18 protein-coding genes are annotated in these 16,392 nt (G+C 42.4%); 8 read left to right on the forward strand and 10 right to left on the reverse strand.

Features of this window, described 5'->3' with window-relative positions:
- The first annotated feature begins 7 nt into the window (after positions 1–7).
- On the forward strand, positions 8–697 hold the full coding sequence (locus tag WC743_RS09015; protein WP_373011603.1) for a DUF1345 domain-containing protein: 690 nt from the start codon (positions 8–10) through the stop codon (positions 695–697).
- Between the two features lie 3 nt (positions 698–700).
- A complete protein-coding gene (locus WC743_RS09020; RefSeq protein WP_373011604.1) occupies positions 701–1,633 on the forward strand; it encodes an alpha/beta fold hydrolase in 933 nt (310 codons plus the stop codon).
- A gap of 15 nt (positions 1,634–1,648) precedes the next feature.
- Here the strand turns inward: WC743_RS09020 and WC743_RS09025 are convergent, their stop codons facing one another.
- The gene (locus WC743_RS09025) at positions 1,649–2,953 is read right to left on the reverse strand and encodes an MFS transporter (RefSeq protein WP_373011605.1); all 1,305 of its coding nucleotides are present in this window, start codon (positions 2,951–2,953) and stop codon (positions 1,649–1,651) included.
- A gap of 72 nt (positions 2,954–3,025) precedes the next feature.
- Here WC743_RS09025 and WC743_RS09030 point away from each other — a divergent pair, with 72 nt between their 5' ends.
- Both WC743_RS09030 and WC743_RS09035 read left to right on the forward strand, forming a co-directional pair.
- Complete coding sequence (locus WC743_RS09030; RefSeq protein ID WP_373011607.1) at positions 3,026–4,312, forward strand: DUF2851 family protein; 1,287 nt, start codon at positions 3,026–3,028, stop codon at positions 4,310–4,312.
- Between the two features lies 1 nt (position 4,313).
- Complete coding sequence (locus WC743_RS09035) at positions 4,314–4,529, forward strand: PspC domain-containing protein (RefSeq protein WP_373011608.1); 216 nt, start codon at positions 4,314–4,316, stop codon at positions 4,527–4,529.
- A gap of 124 nt (positions 4,530–4,653) precedes the next feature.
- Here WC743_RS09035 and WC743_RS09040 read toward each other — a convergent pair whose 3' ends face one another.
- The 7 genes from WC743_RS09040 to WC743_RS09070 form a co-directional block, all read right to left on the reverse strand.
- Entirely contained in the window at positions 4,654–5,571 is a 918-nt protein-coding gene (locus tag WC743_RS09040; RefSeq protein ID WP_373011610.1) for a DUF72 domain-containing protein, read from the reverse strand.
- 119 nt (positions 5,572–5,690) lie between these two features.
- Entirely contained in the window at positions 5,691–6,455 is a 765-nt protein-coding gene (locus WC743_RS09045) for an SDR family oxidoreductase (RefSeq protein ID WP_373011611.1), read from the reverse strand.
- A 213-nt stretch (positions 6,456–6,668) separates the two neighbouring features.
- A complete protein-coding gene (locus tag WC743_RS09050; RefSeq protein WP_373011612.1) occupies positions 6,669–7,463 on the reverse strand; it encodes a hypothetical protein in 795 nt (264 codons plus the stop codon).
- Between the two features lie 92 nt (positions 7,464–7,555).
- A complete protein-coding gene (locus tag WC743_RS09055) occupies positions 7,556–9,169 on the reverse strand; it encodes an amidase (RefSeq protein WP_373011613.1) in 1,614 nt (537 codons plus the stop codon).
- A gap of 55 nt (positions 9,170–9,224) precedes the next feature.
- Positions 9,225–9,740 carry a hypothetical protein gene (locus tag WC743_RS09060; RefSeq protein WP_373011614.1) on the reverse strand — a complete coding sequence of 172 codons (516 nt, stop codon included), beginning with the start codon at positions 9,738–9,740 and terminating at the stop codon, positions 9,225–9,227.
- Positions 9,741–9,835: 95 nt separating this feature from the next.
- On the reverse strand, positions 9,836–10,339 hold the full coding sequence (locus WC743_RS09065; protein ID WP_373011615.1) for a hypothetical protein: 504 nt from the start codon (positions 10,337–10,339) through the stop codon (positions 9,836–9,838).
- Positions 10,336–11,631, reverse strand: a complete 1,296-nt coding sequence (locus tag WC743_RS09070) for an ectonucleotide pyrophosphatase/phosphodiesterase (RefSeq protein WP_373011616.1) — start codon at positions 11,629–11,631, stop codon at positions 10,336–10,338. The genes WC743_RS09065 and WC743_RS09070 overlap by 4 nt, the downstream gene beginning before the upstream one ends.
- A gap of 121 nt (positions 11,632–11,752) precedes the next feature.
- Between WC743_RS09070 and WC743_RS09075 the strand changes: the two genes are divergently transcribed.
- Positions 11,753–12,247 carry a hypothetical protein gene (locus WC743_RS09075; RefSeq protein ID WP_373011617.1) on the forward strand — a complete coding sequence of 165 codons (495 nt, stop codon included), beginning with the start codon at positions 11,753–11,755 and terminating at the stop codon, positions 12,245–12,247.
- A 2-nt stretch (positions 12,248–12,249) separates the two neighbouring features.
- Here WC743_RS09075 and WC743_RS09080 read toward each other — a convergent pair whose 3' ends face one another.
- Together WC743_RS09080 and WC743_RS09085 are read right to left on the reverse strand one after the other, a co-directional pair.
- Positions 12,250–13,011: an MBL fold metallo-hydrolase gene (locus WC743_RS09080; protein ID WP_373011618.1), complete on the reverse strand. Its 762-nt coding sequence runs from the start codon at positions 13,009–13,011 to the stop codon at positions 12,250–12,252.
- The gene (locus WC743_RS09085; RefSeq protein WP_373011620.1) at positions 13,008–13,280 is read right to left on the reverse strand and encodes a hypothetical protein; all 273 of its coding nucleotides are present in this window, start codon (positions 13,278–13,280) and stop codon (positions 13,008–13,010) included. The genes WC743_RS09080 and WC743_RS09085 overlap by 4 nt, the downstream gene beginning before the upstream one ends.
- 184 nt (positions 13,281–13,464) lie before the next feature.
- Here WC743_RS09085 and WC743_RS09090 point away from each other — a divergent pair, with 184 nt between their 5' ends.
- The 3 genes from WC743_RS09090 (at position 13,465) to WC743_RS09100 (ending at position 16,341) form a co-directional block, all read left to right on the forward strand.
- Positions 13,465–14,601 (forward strand): acyltransferase family protein, encoded by a 1,137-nt coding sequence (locus WC743_RS09090; protein ID WP_373011621.1) that lies wholly within the window; start codon positions 13,465–13,467, stop codon positions 14,599–14,601.
- A 167-nt stretch (positions 14,602–14,768) separates the two neighbouring features.
- Positions 14,769–15,824: a polysaccharide deacetylase family protein gene (locus WC743_RS09095; protein ID WP_373011622.1), complete on the forward strand. Its 1,056-nt coding sequence runs from the start codon at positions 14,769–14,771 to the stop codon at positions 15,822–15,824.
- A gap of 214 nt (positions 15,825–16,038) precedes the next feature.
- Complete coding sequence (locus tag WC743_RS09100) at positions 16,039–16,341, forward strand: GIY-YIG nuclease family protein (protein WP_373011623.1); 303 nt, start codon at positions 16,039–16,041, stop codon at positions 16,339–16,341.
- The last annotated feature ends 51 nt before the right edge of the window (positions 16,342–16,392 follow it).

The raw sequence follows: 16,392 nt of genomic DNA on the forward strand, positions 1-16,392 counted from the left end.
ATAAAATATGCCTCACGTAACCGAACCAAAGAAAAATTTCCTCCTCCGTTTAGATGCGCATTACAGGTTATACCTGTCGTTACTCATAGGGGCGGTTACATTCTTTTTTGCGAGGCATATGCCATCGGTCCCCGAGGTTACCCTTATCACCTGGATAGCCATTGCATTAAGTATTATTATTCTGGACTGGGTAACCATTCTTTGGGCTCACCCAAGAGAGATCCGCAAAATTGCCAGCCTGGAAGACTCCAGCCGGGTTCTGATTTTCTTTTTCGTATTGACAGCATCAATGGTGAGTTTAGTAGCTATTTATCTGCTGCTGAAATCATCAAAAGGCGAGCCGGAAGCTACGGTTACCGGGTACATCTTTTTAGCCATGGCGGCGGTTTTTGTGTCATGGTGGATGGTGCATACCGTGTTTACTATGCGCTATGCCCATTTGTATTACAATACTGATGATGGTAAGAAAACCCCCAGTGGAGGCCTTGAATTCCCCGGAGATGAGAAAGACCCGGACTATCTTGATTTTGTGTATTTTTCCTTCGTCGTCGGCATGACTTTCCAGGTATCTGACGTAGAGATCTCTTCCAAACACATCCGCCGCCTTGCCTGGGCACATGGGCTAATCGCATTCGCTTTTAATACCGCTATAGTAGCGTTAAGTATTAACGTAATATCTGGCCTGGTATCAAAGTAAAAGATGGAACCATCAGCACTTACACTCAGCAGTAATGACCCAAAGGTAATTAACGCATGTTATGCTGAGCATCAGCTGTTTGATTTTTACGGGTTACAGGCAAAAGACCACTATGTTTTTTTACCTGGGCAGGGCATCAAAGTGAGGGTTTCAGAAATTGGTAAAGGAGAACCATTGATAATTGTTCCGGGTAATACCGGCGACGTGTTTCCACTCGCCTCACTACTTGCCGAATTTGGGGACAGGCGCATTATAGCGATCAACCGCCCCGGTGGAGGATTAAGTGAGGGTATGGATCATAACAGCGTTGACATTCGCAGGTTCGCGGTGACAACGCTTGAGACGGTCCTGAATTATTTCGACCTTAAAAATATTGATATCGTGGCTCATTCAATGGGGGCGCATTGGAGCTTATGGTTAGCTATGGACCGCCCTAAATTGGTGCGCAGTTTAACTTTATTGGGTAATCCCGGTAATGTTATGAAAGGCCGGCCACCACTGCTCTTGAGGTTAATTGGTAAGCCTCCGTTAAATAAATTGTTTTTTAAGCTTTTGATGCCCGCAGACAAAAGCAACGCACTCAGGTCACTCAAATTCATTGGGCATAGCAGGCAAACGCTAAGTGAGCTTCCGGAGGAGTTGAGCAGTTGCTATTATACTTTCGGATTGTTGCCACATTACCTTATATCGCTCACAAGCCTTATGGAAAACGCAGCGCCTAAAATTGACGAAGAGCAACTGAAATATCTTAAGCAACCTACGCTGTTTATCCTGGGTACAAAAGATACATTTTGCAGCATTGAAACGGGTAAGCAAATTGCGGCCGCCATCCCCGATTGCCGGTTTAAAGTTATTGAGGGAGCCGGGCATTTGCCGTGGTTAGAAAGTCCCGCTAATTGCGGCTATCTCATTAAAGAATTTCTTGCAGAACGTTAATCGCGCTTGTTGGGATTATTCGCCATCTATCTTAGAATGTTTCTGTGTGTCAATCATGGTAACATAAACAAGGAGAGACATAACAATACAACCTGTAACATACCAGTAAAACCATTCTTCGTGGCCGTTTTGTTTAAACAGCAGGGCAAGATACTCTGCCGAACCTCCAAATGCCGAGACCGCGATAGCATACGGAAAGCCAACGCCCAAAGCACGGATATGTGCGGGGAATAGCTCTGCCTTTACCACAGCGTTTATGGCTGTGTAATTACTCACAATAAGCAGGGCAAGCATTATCAGTCCAAACGCTACCCAAAAGTTGTTGGTATGGCTTAAAAAGGTGAGTATAGGTATGGTGGTGATAGTGCCTAACACCCCAAAAGCTTTTAGCAACGGTTTACGGCCGATCTTGTCAGAGAGTAGGCCATACAGCGGCTGTATCAGCATAAAAACAATAAGGGTAAGGGTTGATATTAAAGTAGCGGTGTTTTTACTGAACCCGTTAGTGTTCACCAGAAATTTTTGCATGTAGGTGGTAAAAGTGTAAAATGCCACTGTGCCGCCTATAGTTAAGCCAATAACGGTAAGCACAGCACGCGGGTGTTGTGCCAGTGCCCTGAGCGAACCACGAGCATCCCTGTTTACATCTTCCTTTTTATCAAGTGTTACAGATTCCTGCAGGCTGCGCCTTAAATACATTACAATAATGGCCAGCATGGCGCCAATTGCAAATGGTATACGCCACCCCCATGAGTGTAATTGATCTTCGGTCAGAAAAACCCGTTGCAATAATATCAGCACCGCCAATGCCAGTAGTTGCCCCATTATCAGCGTTACATACTGAAAGCTTGAATAAAATCCCCGGTGCTTTTTGGTAGCCATTTCACTGAGGTAAGTGGCGCTGGTGCCATATTCGCCGCCAACGCTTAAGCCTTGTATAATGCGTGCAAATACCAATAGGATAGGGGCGGCAATGCCAATATGATCAAAGTTGGGTGTTAAAGCTATGATCAATGACCCGGCACTCATGAGTAATACCGAAAACGTTAACGCGGTTTTACGGCCGTGTTTATCGGCGAAGGTGCCCATTAACCAGCCGCCTATAGGGCGCATTAAAAAGCCAATGGCAAAAATACCTGCCGTATTTAACAACTGCGCATTCTGGTTCCCCTTTGGAAAAAATGCCGCTGCAAAGTATAACGAAAATGCCGAGTAAACATACCAATCGTACCACTCTACCAGGTTCCCTAATGAGCCGCCAATAATTGACCGTACACGGCTCTGGGTGGTTTGAGGCAATGCGGATGTGGCTATGTCCATATGGGTAGATCAGTTTTACCCGCAAGATAAAAAATACATTTGTTTTCCTCTCTTTCTTAATTAACTTGCCTGATGCTTTTCACTGAAGATTTTTTGCATTATGTATGGAAGTTTCGCTTGTTTGATCGTATAAACCTGCAAACAACTGAGGGTGAGGAACTGGAGGTTTACGCTACCGGATTGCATAATACCCATGCCGGGCCCGATTTTCAGAACGCACGTATCCGAATAAATGAAACCACTTGGGCCGGTAATGCGGAGCTGCACCTTTCCTCATCAGACTGGAAACGTCATGGGCATACTGCCGATAATGCTTATGATAATGTGATACTGCATGTAGTTTATCGTGATGATGAACCTTTGATTAGAACAGATGGCCGGCGTGTGCCAACGCTTGAACTGAAAGACCGCATTTCATCAGACCTGTATAACAGGTATCATAACCTTATTTTTGGTGCAAAAACCATTATTCCCTGTGAGGCAAGCATTGCCTCTGTTGATGGGCTGACGATGGAAAACTGGCTTACCCGTATTTTGGTTGAGCGGTTAGAGAAAAAGTCTGAAACGGTAATAACCGCCCTCAACCTAAACCGCGGCGACTGGGAAGAAACCTTTTACCAGTTTTTGGCAGCAAACTTTGGGTTTAAAAATAATGCGCTGCCGTTTGAACTGATGGCGAAATCGCTGCCGCAAAATATACTCGCGAAGCATAAGAACAACCCCATGCAAATTGAGGCCCTGATATTTGGGCAGGCAGGCTTTTTGAATGATGATTTTACAGATGAATATCCGCGAAGCCTAAAAAAAGAGTATGAGTTTCTAAAAAAGAAGTTCAATCTTACGCCAATAGAAAACCACTTGTGGAAGTTCTTACGAATGCGGCCGCAAAACTTCCCTACTATCAGGCTGGCACAGTTTGCCGCGTTGGTGGTGCAGTCTAATCACTTGTTTAGTAAGGTATTAGAAACAAAGGAAATGAAGGCCCTGCGTGATCTGTTTAGCAATATTCAAATAAATAATTATTGGGAAACACATTACCGGTTTGATAAGGAATCAAAACCGGTTGGCAAACATTTGGGAGCGGCATCTGTTGATACCATATTGCTAAATACAGTAGCTTTGTTTTTATTTAGCTATGGCAGGCACTTACAGCAGCAATATTATATCAGTCGTAGTTTAAAGTTGTTGGAAAATATACCCGGTGAGCAGAATAGTATTATGACAGATTTTGCTAACTTAGGACTGAAAATAAATACTGCCTTTGAATCGCAGGCACTACTTGAATTAAAGAATAATTATTGCGATTATAAGAAATGCCTGCAATGTGGCGTTGGAATTAAAATATTAAAACCAGCCTGATATGTTACAACGGATATTTACATTTTTTGAGCGCTACTCCTTTGGGGTATGTACTTACCTGGGCGAACGTTTTAACATTTCTATCTCTAAGATCCGCCTTTTCTTTATCTACACATCTTTTTTGGCTGTGGGTTTCCCGCTTATATTTTACTTTTTTGCAGGTATAGTGCTTGATATCCGCAATTACATTAAGCGCCAGCATACCTATTACAGGTAAACTAAGAATCCCGGTCATGCCGAATTTATTTCGGCATCTCTCTTGCAATATATAAAAGCGCACAGTAGTCAAACTATCCCGAGAGATCCTGAAACAAGTTCAGGACGACAAACACTTATTATTTTTACCCAAACAATCCCTTATCCCTGTCAATAAACTGCGGGCGGTGTACATTGATACTTAACTTTTTGTTCAGTTGCTCAATCACGTAATCGCAAAGTTCGGGCGAATAGCGTTCGTCATGCTGGTGCATAAAAAACCATACGGATTGCAGTCCCATTTGTTTCCATTGAACTATCCTGTCCACCCATTCATCGCAACGGAGATAATCAGTAGGGTGCAGGCTATTACCCACAAAACGGATAAAGGCATGAGGCGTTGGCAACGTCATGTGTACACAATCTCTGCGGCCCGAAGCATCTGTTATCACAGCGCCAATATTTAAACGCCTAAACAGGCTAAACGCAGCTTGTTTGTTTTCGGGAATGGCAAACCAGTCTTTATGCCTTAGCTCTACAAACACGGGTACATCTGTTGGTAATTGTTCCAGGTAAGCGGTTAGCTCAGGAAGGCTTTTAGGGGTAAAATTATCGCTCAGCTGCAAAAATAAAGGGCCCAGCTTATCGCCAAAGGCTAAAATACCCTCGTAGTAACTGGTGGTAATATCTTCCGCGTTTTTTAAGCGCCGTATATGGCTAATGCTTTGCGAAAATTTGGGACAAAATTTAAAATCCGGATTAACATCTGCCTTTTGTTTCCATTTGGCAATGGTATCCGGGCCGTAAACCTGATAAAAGGTAGCGTTTAACTCAATACAGTTAAAATGTTTAACGTACTCATCTAAAAAATTGGCGTCTTTAGTTTTAGGCGGATAGATCTTGCCCACCCATTCCTTGCGGCCCCATTTTGCGCAGCCGGCGTATACCTGTAAAGGCTGGCTTTTATCTTCGAATGCAAGCGTTTCAATAGTAAAGGCAGGATCGGCGGGCAGGGTAAAATCTACTGCTGCTAATTCATCATCGGTTACGCGGCCAAATTCCATAGTAATAGTATTGCTTTATGCCCGAAGATACAGCGATTGTACCAACAAAAAAAGGGAACGCTTAACGCTATCCCCTTTTTTCTTTATGATTTGACAGGCAACTATTCACCACTCACTAATTACAAGAACATGCCGCCCGAGGCTTCTATCCGTTGCGCGTTTATCCAACGGGCATCTTCTGTACATAAGAACGCGATAACGCCGCCAATATCATCGGGCTGGCCGGGCCTGCCCAGTGCAGTGATTGATGATATAAAATCGTGCATCTGCGGGTGACTATCAAAGGCTCTTTTTGTAAAATCCGTTTCTATAATCCCTGGTGCAACCAAATTGGCAGCTATACCGCGGCTGCCCAATTCTTTAGCCAAATATTTGGTAAACACCTCAATAGCGCCTTTCATAGAAGCGTAAGCGGCGTAACCCGGTGTTGCAAATCGGGTTAAGCCGGTTGAGATATTAATGATGCGGCCACCATCGGCAATGGTAGTTAACAATGTTTGTGTTAAAAAGTAAACACCTTTAAAGTGCACATTGAACAGGTTGTCAAAATCTTCTTCAGTAGTTTGCGCAAATGGCGATGCGGCGTCAATACCGGCGTTGTTTATCAGGAAATCGAAGCTATCCCTGTTCCATTTTTGTTGTAATGTAGTAGTTAGTTGCTCGTTAAAACCGGCAAAGGTTGATGCTTTAGAAGTATCCAGTTGCAGGGCAGCTGCTTTTAGCCCCAATGCTTCAATTTCTTTTACAACCTCGTCTGCTTCTTCTTTTTTACTGCGATAGGTAACGATAACATCATTTCCCTTTTGCGCTATTTTTAAAGCAGCGTTTTTACCGAGGCCTCTGCTGCCGCCTGTTATAAGTGCAATTTTGTTTGTGGGTTCCATTTTCTTTTCATTTAAATTGATGGAACAAAGGTGCAGCAAAAACCACCCCAAAAAATGGTGTCAGCAACGGATAAAATGGTGTTACCTTCGGAATATTTAATAATGACGCGTCATAGCTGGTTTTGTCCAACAATATTTAGGATAGTAAAAACTTTTAAGGGAGGGATACATGGCAACTTATTGGTGACAACACCAACAAGGGCAGAGTTTCCATTATAATTTCCTATTTTTTCCTTTTTTTAATAAAATTTTGCCATTATCTTCTATTTCAACGGTATATGCTTTTTCCATCGCACTGTCAAGTTCACCTTCAGCGCCTTCATAAATTTGAATACTTTTATTTGTATCAATATAAAAAAGTCTCAATTCACCTGATGTTGGTTCTTTAAAAGAGTATGAGTGGTATATATTCAAAATAGTAGCTCTTTGTATTTGTACATCGTATAAAACCAAATTTGCATACTCGTAATATAATTTATCAAATGAATTCGCCGTATCCATTAGTTTATATATGTAATCCATTGGCACTCTTTCATATTCAAAATAAACCTGATAACGCCCCATATCAGGTAATTTATATTTAAACTTAGCTTTAAATTTCTTCTCATATTTTAATAAATCTGCATCCTCGCCAATATGAAAATATTTGATGCTTTTTATCGTAGGCGCTTTAACAATTGCTTTCGCGTCGACAAGTTTCCTGTAATAATTTTCGCATTTTTTGAATGCCTTATGAGGATTTGTAAGAAAGTCTCGTTTATCATCATTCTGAAAGTTTTTCCAATTTTTTGGAAATTTATATGAAACCAATAACGGACTACCAAAAGGCAATGATGTGATGGGGGTGCGATTAATTATTGAATCTGATACACTTATATTTTTAATTGCTTGTTTTTGGACAACTTTTCCATCATTAAGATTGTTTTTATTCTCATTCCCCGCTTTGATGGGATAAGAAGAGAATACACACCAGACAAGGCCGGATATGGTAAAAGCTATTTTGTTCATTTTTTTAAATTTTATGCCTTTGTTGGTGTTGTTCCCAACAATATTCAGGACAGTAAAAAACTTTCAAGTGCTATGCAACCTACGGAGTAAGGTTACGCAAATAACCCCGTTTTAAACTTAGGCGCGGCCCTTTTCTTTGATGCCTGCTCGTAAGCATATGCCATTTTTATCAGTTCGCCCTCGCTCCAGGCGGTGCCGAAAAATGATAGCCCCATCGGCAGATCATGCCAGGCACCCATGGGTACAGTAATGTGCGGATAACCCGACATGGCAGCAGGCGAGGAGAACGAAAAGCCGTTATCATAATCGCCATTAATGAGGTCTATGCATACCGCAAAACCATTTGTTGGCCCGGCAATAGCATCCAGCTTATTGTCTTTCAAGATCTTATCAATAGCAGTACTGCTTATCCCGGTTGATTTTTTTAAAGCCTCCAGATACTCTTTACTATTTAAATCGCCTTTGCTTTGTGCCAGTTCAAGTGTTTCTTGTTTAAAGAATGGCATCGCCTTATTTTCATAGGCTTTGTTGTAGGCAATAACATCTTCCAGCGTTTTTACTTTGGCGTTTGCTGCGCTTAAATATTGGTTAAGTCCATCTTTAAACTCGTAAAGTAGCACCGTATACTCGGCGTTGCCAATTTTTTTAAGCTGTTTACCTAATTCTACCTCAACAATTTCGGCGCCTTGTTTTTTAAGTACGGCAATGGCATCCTGTAAAAGCTTTTGCATCCCGGCATTTGGCTTATCCAGTTTTTCAACACCTATTCGCTTGCCTTTTAAGCCCCCCGCATCTAAAAACTTGGTGTAGTCTTTTTCAATTTTGCTTTTTAGCGTATAGCTGTCTTTTGGGTCGATGCCTGCCAGGGCGCTTAATAATAGGGCTGCATCTTTCACTGTCCGCGCCATTGGCCCGGCAGTATCTTGTGTTTTTGATATGGGGATGATGCCTGTACGGCTCAATAAACCAACAGTAGGCTTAATGCCTACCAGGCCGTTCACTGATGATGGCGATACAATAGAGCCATCTGTTTCGGTGCCAATGCCTATGGCGCATAAATTGGCTGCAATAGCCGATCCTGTACCGGCGCTTGACCCGCTTGGGTTTCTGTCAAGCACATAAGGGTTTTTGGTTTGCAAACCGCGACTGCTCCAACCGCTTGTTGAGCGCGATGAACGAAAGTTTGCCCACTCGCTTAAGTTGGTTTTGCCCAATATTACTGCACCCGCCTCCCGTAATTTATGGGCTATAAAGGCATCCTGCCTGGCAAAATGATCTGCCAGTGCCAATGAGCCTGCTGTGGTATGCATGTTATCGCCGGTATCAATGTTGTCTTTTATTAAAACTGGTATGCCATGCAGCGGGCCGCGCATTTTACCTGCTTTGCGTTCCTTATCCATAGCATCGGCCATGTCTAAAGCGCTTTTATTTAGTTCGATAACCGAATTAAGCTTTGGCCCGGCCTTATCAATTGCATCTATCCTTTTTAAATACAGTTCTGTAATGGCGCGGGATGTATGTGTGCCGCTTTTCATCTTTTTCTGCAGGTCATCAATGGTGGTTTCATTAAGCTCAAAATCATCTGCAAACTCAGCACTTCCCTCAGTTTTTTTATCGGCTGATGGCTGGCTGCATGATGCTGTTACTAATGTGGTTAAGGCTAACCCGGCTAATGATCCTGTTTTTAAAAAGTTTCTTCGTTGCATGATAGGGAGGGTGTAAAATCATCCCAATTTAAAAATTTAAAGCTGATTTGGAAAGCTAATCCACGAAATATACCGGCTTGCCTGATTGGGGGATAACCAGTTCGTTGTTAAAGTTGGGGAGTAGCTTATGCAGTATGGCAGGTGGCATGCTGCCTACATCTAAAAACTTCCAGTTTTTACCCTTGTCGTCACTCACGCCTAACAGGTAAGATTCACCTGCATAATGCCCTTTAGGCATTTTGAATACAATATATTCGGGTATAAGGCAGTGTATTTGCGTGCCGGCTTTGTAGAATTTACCGGGCGAACCAACAGAACCATCAAACTTAGTGATGCCCCGTTTTCTTATGGATTCTATTTTGTCGGTGATGAGTTTTTGCATCATTTCCCGGCCGCCTGATAGCTCAATTAAAGCAGGATAGGTGAGGTCAATAACCGTTTTATGATCGCCATTAAAAGTAGCGGCGGCAAAACGTGCAGCTTGTTTTTTAAAAACAGTAGTATCCTGCGCAAGTAATTGAAAAGGCAGGAGTAGCAATACCAGTAATTTGTAATACTTAGAAAAGGACATTATACTTTGCAGCTAAAACCATATGCAATGTTAATTATTATTTATAACGATTGACAGTCAATTTCATTGCCGCCGACTAAAGCAAGGGCAATGGCTCATTGTAATCCTGGTGCTGTAGGCTCAGGTATTTTAAGGTCCTTATTAAAATTGGGGAACAGCTTGGGGATAGAAGCAATGGTGCCTTTATTTAAATCTAAAAAAGTCCAGTTCTTACCGCCATCCTGGCTTATTGCTAACAAATTACTATGAGTAACTATACTGCTATTGGGTGTTTTAATTCTTATGTTATCTGGTACCAGGCAATGGATCTCGGTACCGGCCTTGTAAAATTTACCCGGCTCACCAACCGTAGCGCTTTGGAATGAAAAGCCTTGCGCTTTTATTTGGGCCATGCCCGCATTCATCATTTGCAGCATTTTTTGCTTACCCCCGCCAAATTGTAAAACTTTTGGGTGCGTATACTTCAAAACAGTAACACAGTCGCCGTTAACCATGGCTTTGGCAACAATGTCGGCTTGTTTTTTGAGCGTAACTGTGCTCTGCGCGAATAGTGTTGCCGGGAATAACAGGAGAATGATTAATTTGAAATATAACCTCATTTTTTAACAGCTTTCTTCACTAATATCTTATCTGCAAGTTGTTTGGTGCCATCTACCTTTTCGGTGATCTTTAAGCCCAGGATCTGGCTTATCATATTGTAAACATCAACATTCTGGAATGACGGAATGTTCAGGTTCTTTTTAAATGCCGGCCCCCATGCATAAAATGTAGCGTGCATATCTTTAATCACGGTAGGGTCGTACCCATGCCAGCCCATGTTAATGTTTTTGCGGTTTGCAAGATTAAATACCCTAGGCCACTCGGGTATCAGTAAAATATCGCCAATACGATTATGCCAGTCATCGGTAACGCCATAATGTAGTTTTGCCGGTACATTTGTTTTCAGGTAAACCTGGTAGTCTTTGGCCTCGGCTTTCAGCGCATCATAAGTGGCCTGAATGTATTGCTTATCCTTCGCGTAAAGCTCAACCAAAATTCCATCACCCGAGATCACAAATTTTGAAGTATCAATAGCAGCAGGGATCTTTATTGGGTTTTGCGTATCAACTTTGGTCATACCGTGGTCTGATACAAACACAAAGTTTACATCCAGTCCGGTGGGTTTAACGGCCTTGTAAAGCTCGTTCACTGCCGAATCTACATAATGTACCTCGTGCCCGGTTTGCGGTGCATCGGGGCTGTAAACATGCCCGGCATGATCAACCTGCGGGAAGTAAAAAGTAATTAGATGCGGGCGCTCTTCAGGTGGCAGCTTAAGCCATTTTACTATGGCGCCTATACGGTCATGAATATCAATTTTCTCGTTATAAATATAATAATAGCTTGGGCGGGTATCCTTAATTGCTGCCTCTGATGCTACCCAGTAAAAACTGGCCGATAGCATGTTTTGCTGCTCGGCCAACACCCAAAGCGGGGTGCCGCCATACCAGGTACCATCTGCAACTTTTTTCTTGTTACCCATCGAGTAAAAATCCTTACGATCGCGGTCAAAGAATGTGTTGTTAACCAGGCCGGAGTGTGACGGGTACAAGCCGGTAACCATTGCATAATGATTTGGGAAAGTAACAGATGGGTAAGATGGCACCATTGATGCCGCGTTTACGCCTTCTTTTCTCAGTCTTATCAGGTTCTCCGCATGATATTTATCAGCATAATCCCAACGGAAACCATCTGCAGAGATCAATATAACGTATGGTTTTTTTTGTTGCTCCGCGCTGTTTTTGCGGCCGGTAATTATTTTTTGTGTAGTGTCAATAACCGGCGCTGCTATCTGGCTAAAGCCGCTAAGGCAAAACAAAGTAAGAATAAGGAATAAGCTATATTTTTTCATGCCGATTTTTATAGGGCGTAAAAATATACAATCTAAGGTTAAGCGTGGGATAGCATATTGTAAAATGTTACACGTATATAGCAAGAAACTTACAAATAAGTGTCATTTAACCACGCTGATAATGGCTATCTTGTGTCAGCATAAAATTCAAAAAGTGATGTTAGCCGGCAGGTGGGTACTTATTCCTTTAACCGTTACGTTGTTGTTGCATGCCTGCAGTCAGCGTAAAAACATTTATACCAGTGAATGTTCTGAAGGGATCATATATAAGCGTGTTAACTTTTCTCACCTGGTAGATAGCATTAAATATTACGATAAGCAATATGTAGAAGTGACGGGCAAATATGTTGAAGGGAAAAACCTTTCTGCTTTGCTCAACGATAGTAATGTTATTGACCGGGGTAACAGCCATGCCCTGTGGGTAAATTTCTCGCAGGATTGCCCATTAATTTTAACAGGTACGCATACCGGCTTATTTGAATATGGCGACGGTAACTTTTCAAAGATCAACAATCACATCATGACCGTTCGGGGCAAGGTTGATAGACACCAAAAAGGTCATTTAAAATCATACAGGGGCGCTATTGATATAGTAAGCTATGTAGAGCTGCGCTGATGCTATATTTCAAGCATTAAACCATCATAGGCCAACTCAATTCCGGGAGGAAGTTCTTTCATAATATCGGCATGCTTACCCAGACGGTGACTTATATGGGTGAAATAAGTTCTTTCGGCATTGATATCTTGTGCAAAGGCAATGGCTTCATTCAGCGTAAGGTGCGAAATGTGCATTTCTTTCTGCAAAGCGTTTATCACCAGTATTTTTGACCCGCGGATCTTTTCTTTTTCAGCGTCTGATACCGTTTTGGCATCAGTGATGTAAGTAAAATCATTTATCCTGAACCCCAGTACCGGTAGTTTGTAATGCATCACCTCAATTGGGATAAAGTGCACGCTGCCAATATCAAACGGGGTTAGGTCAATATTGTGCAGGTTTATCTGCGGGATACCCGGATAACCTTTATCTACAAAAATATATGGGAATTCCCTGCGGAGCGCCAATTGTACACGTGCATCAGCATAAACTTCAACCGGGCCATGCTGTTTAAAGTTAAACGCGCGGATATCATCCATCCCTGCTACATGATCCTTATGTTCATGCGTAAAAACAATGGCGTCCAGGTGTTTTACTTTAGCACGCAGCATCTGGTATCTGAAATCGGGCCCGGAGTCTACAACTATGGTCTTATCAGTCGATTCTATTAAGATAGAAGTGCGCAGGCGGTTGTCGTGCTTATCTGTTGATGTGCATACTTCACAATCGCAGGCAATTACGGGCACACCCTGCGAGGTTCCGGTTCCTAAAAAAGTAATGATCACAGCTGCAGTTGGGTTTGTTTAATCTGATGCAAAAATGCAGCTTGTTTTTCATCAAGCAATTTATAATCTATCTCTAAGGTGCGCGCCAGATCGGCAACTGATGCTATTTTACTTTCAAGGTTAGCAAACTTATTCACTACAATAACGCGGCTGTTTTGCAGCAGGCATGCACCGGTTTTGAAATTTCCTTTCTCATATCTAACGCGGTAACCGGCTGTTTTTAAGAGCAGTTCCAGTTTTTCAAGCGTATGGTTAGTTATGGTAAGCATTCAATCTCAAAAATAATAACATTTAAGCATTTGAAAAGCCTATTCTGCTAACTGATTTTAATTAATTTACATTAATTAAACTTTTTAAAATATTTTAAAAACATTTGACAGGTTAATACTTACATTTAAAATAATTTATATCTTGTACCTGTATTCCTAATTATTATTAACCTTCTTATTGACTATGACCCAAAAGCCCGACAGGTTTCTTTCGCTGGATGTTTTTCGCGGAATGACCATTTGTTTTATGATCATTGTAAACACACCCGGAAGCGGGGCACACCCGTTTGCACCGCTTGAGCATGCCGCCTGGTTTGGCTTTACCCCAACAGACCTTGTATTTCCGTCTTTTTTGTTCGCGGTAGGTAATGCTATGAGCTTTACCACGCGTAAGTTTGATAGCCTGAGCACCGGGGCTGTACTTTTAAAGATCTTTAAAAGGGCGATACTCATATTTTTAATAGGGTACCTGATGTATTGGTTCCCGTTTGTAGAATCTCATAATGGTGTTTGGTCAATTAAACCATTTAGCGGAACACGTGTAATGGGTGTTTTGCAACGCATTGCGCTTTGCTACCTGTTTGCATCATTACTGGTTTACTTTATCAAATCTAAAACCACAATTATTGTCATCAGCATACTGCTTTTAATTGGTTATCAGGTAATACTGCTGATGTACGGCGACCCTGCCGCACCTTATGGTATGTTGACCAATGCCGGTACTTATTTTGATAAGTATGTTTTAGGCGACGCGCATTTATACCACGGCGAAGGGATGGCATTTGACCCGGAAGGTATTTTAAGCACTTTACCTGCTATAGTTAATGTTATCTGCGGATACTTTGCCGGTAAGTTCATACAGGAAAAAGGCAAGGGTTACGAAACTATATCTAAGCTGCTTTTAACCGGCTGTTTGTTCCTGTTTATTGCCTGGTCATGGAATATGTTTTTCCCGATAGGAAAAAAATTATGGTCGAGCCCCTTCACGTTGTTAACTGTTGGTTTGGATTTGATCATTATATCGGCCCTGATCTACGCGCTAGAGATCCGCTCGTGGAACGGTGCTAACTGGACATCATTCTTCACCACGGTAGGCAAAAACCCATTGGCAATTTATATTCTTTCAGAGATTTTGATCATAGCCTTCTGGATGATCCATATTACCAAAGAAAAAAATCTTTTCGACTGGTTAAACAGTACCATATTCCAGGTAGTTGCCCCAGGTGCCATCGGCTCACTGCTTTTTGCTATTAGCTACATGCTGCTTTGCTGGACGGTAGGGAAGATATTAGATAAGAACAAGATTTATATAAGGGTATAGTACCCGTTGACTCACCCGGTCTTTGCTTCGCTCGACCACCCTCTCTACGCGTTGCGTAAAGAGGGTTTAGCCACATTGTTTTTTACCCTCTTTCCGCTTGCGGAGAGAGGGTCGACCAGTGTAGCGTAGTCGGGGTGAGTCCGGAGCTATATTTAAAAAATCACATCATGAAAAAACTAACCTTATTCTTTATCACACTTGGTTTTACGCTAACCGCTGCCGCCCAGCCATCTCAAACCTATGCCGAAAAATTGGGCTGGCCTAAGGGTGCCCGGGTGATCATTCTGCATGTTGATGATGCGGGCATGTCGCATGAGTCAAACCTGGGGGTGGAGAAGGCTACAAGTGCCGGGGTGGCTAATTCAACCAGTGTGATGATGCCCTGCCCGTGGGTGCCGGAGTTTAAAGCCTATTTAGATAAACACCCCGCGTTGGATGCCGGTTTGCATTTAACCCTAACATCTGAATGGGATAATTACCGTTGGGGGCCGCTGGCCGGTAAAGCTGCCGTACCGGGCTTGGTAGATAAGCAGGGTGCCATGTATTCATCGGTACAGGCTGTTTATTTTACGGCCAAAGCTGATGAAATTGACCAGGAGATCCGTGCACAATATGACCGGGCTATTACTATGGGTTTTGTGCCAACCCATCTGGATTCGCATATGGGGACATTATTTGCTAAGGATGCTTTTATGGAAAAGTATCTTCAATTGGGTATTGAGAAGAAAGTACCTGTAATGTTTCCGGGTGGCGATGACCTGTTCTTTCGTGCCGAAGCAAAAGCAGCGACCATAGCCGAACTAAAGAAACAAGGGAAATATCAAGAAGGAATGGCTATACCCGAAGTTGCTGCATTAGGTAAAGCCAAAGAAATAGGGGAGATGCTTTGGAAAAACGGATTACCTGTATTGGACGACCTGCACAACAGCAGCTATGACTGGAATATGCCCGATATTGATCATAAAACAGATAAACAAATCCAGAAATTTTACACCGATCATTATATTGAAAGCATTGGCCGCCTGTCGCCGGGGCTTACTATGGTTATTATGCACTGCACCGATCCATCGCCTAATTTTGACCGCATATCTGACACCGGCAAAAAGCGCAAAGGCGATCTGCTTGCCATGACTGATCCGCGCCTAAGAGCGTTCCTGAAACAGAAAGGCTTTATTTTAACTACCTGGAGAGAAGTTATGGAGCGGAGAATGAAGGTTCAGTAAAGTGGGTCATGCCGAATTTATTCGGCACCTCTCGGGACAAGTAATAAAGAAGTAAGTAATCCTAAACAAACCAGTCATGCCGAATTTATTTCGGCGTCTCTCGGGACAAGTAATAAAGAAAGCAACCCTAAACAAACCAGTCATGCCGAATTTATTTCGGCATCTCTCGGGACAAGTAATTAACAAGTAATAAAGAGGCAAGTAATCAACTAAAATGCTGTACAAACAGGGCCATGTGTACATCATGTCCAATAAATTCCGCACAACATTCTATATCGGCGTAACATCAGACTTAAAAACAAGGGTGTGGCAACACATTAATAATCAAGGCTCAGCATTTGTGAAGAAATATCACTTATACGATTTAGTTTTTTATGAATATTTTGAACGCATTACAGATGCAATAGATCGTGAAAAGCAGTTGAAGAACTGGCATAAAGACTGGAAGGTAAACCTAATTCAATCTGTAAACCCCGAAATGAAAGATCTGAAAGATGAATTGGAGCTCCCCAATTAAAAGCGGGCTATATTGCATGAGGGATGCTGAAATAAATTCAGCATGACATTC

Origin of the sequence: Mucilaginibacter sp. (assembly GCF_041660805.1) — a bacterium.
Classification (GTDB): Bacteria; Bacteroidota; Bacteroidia; order Sphingobacteriales; family Sphingobacteriaceae; genus Mucilaginibacter.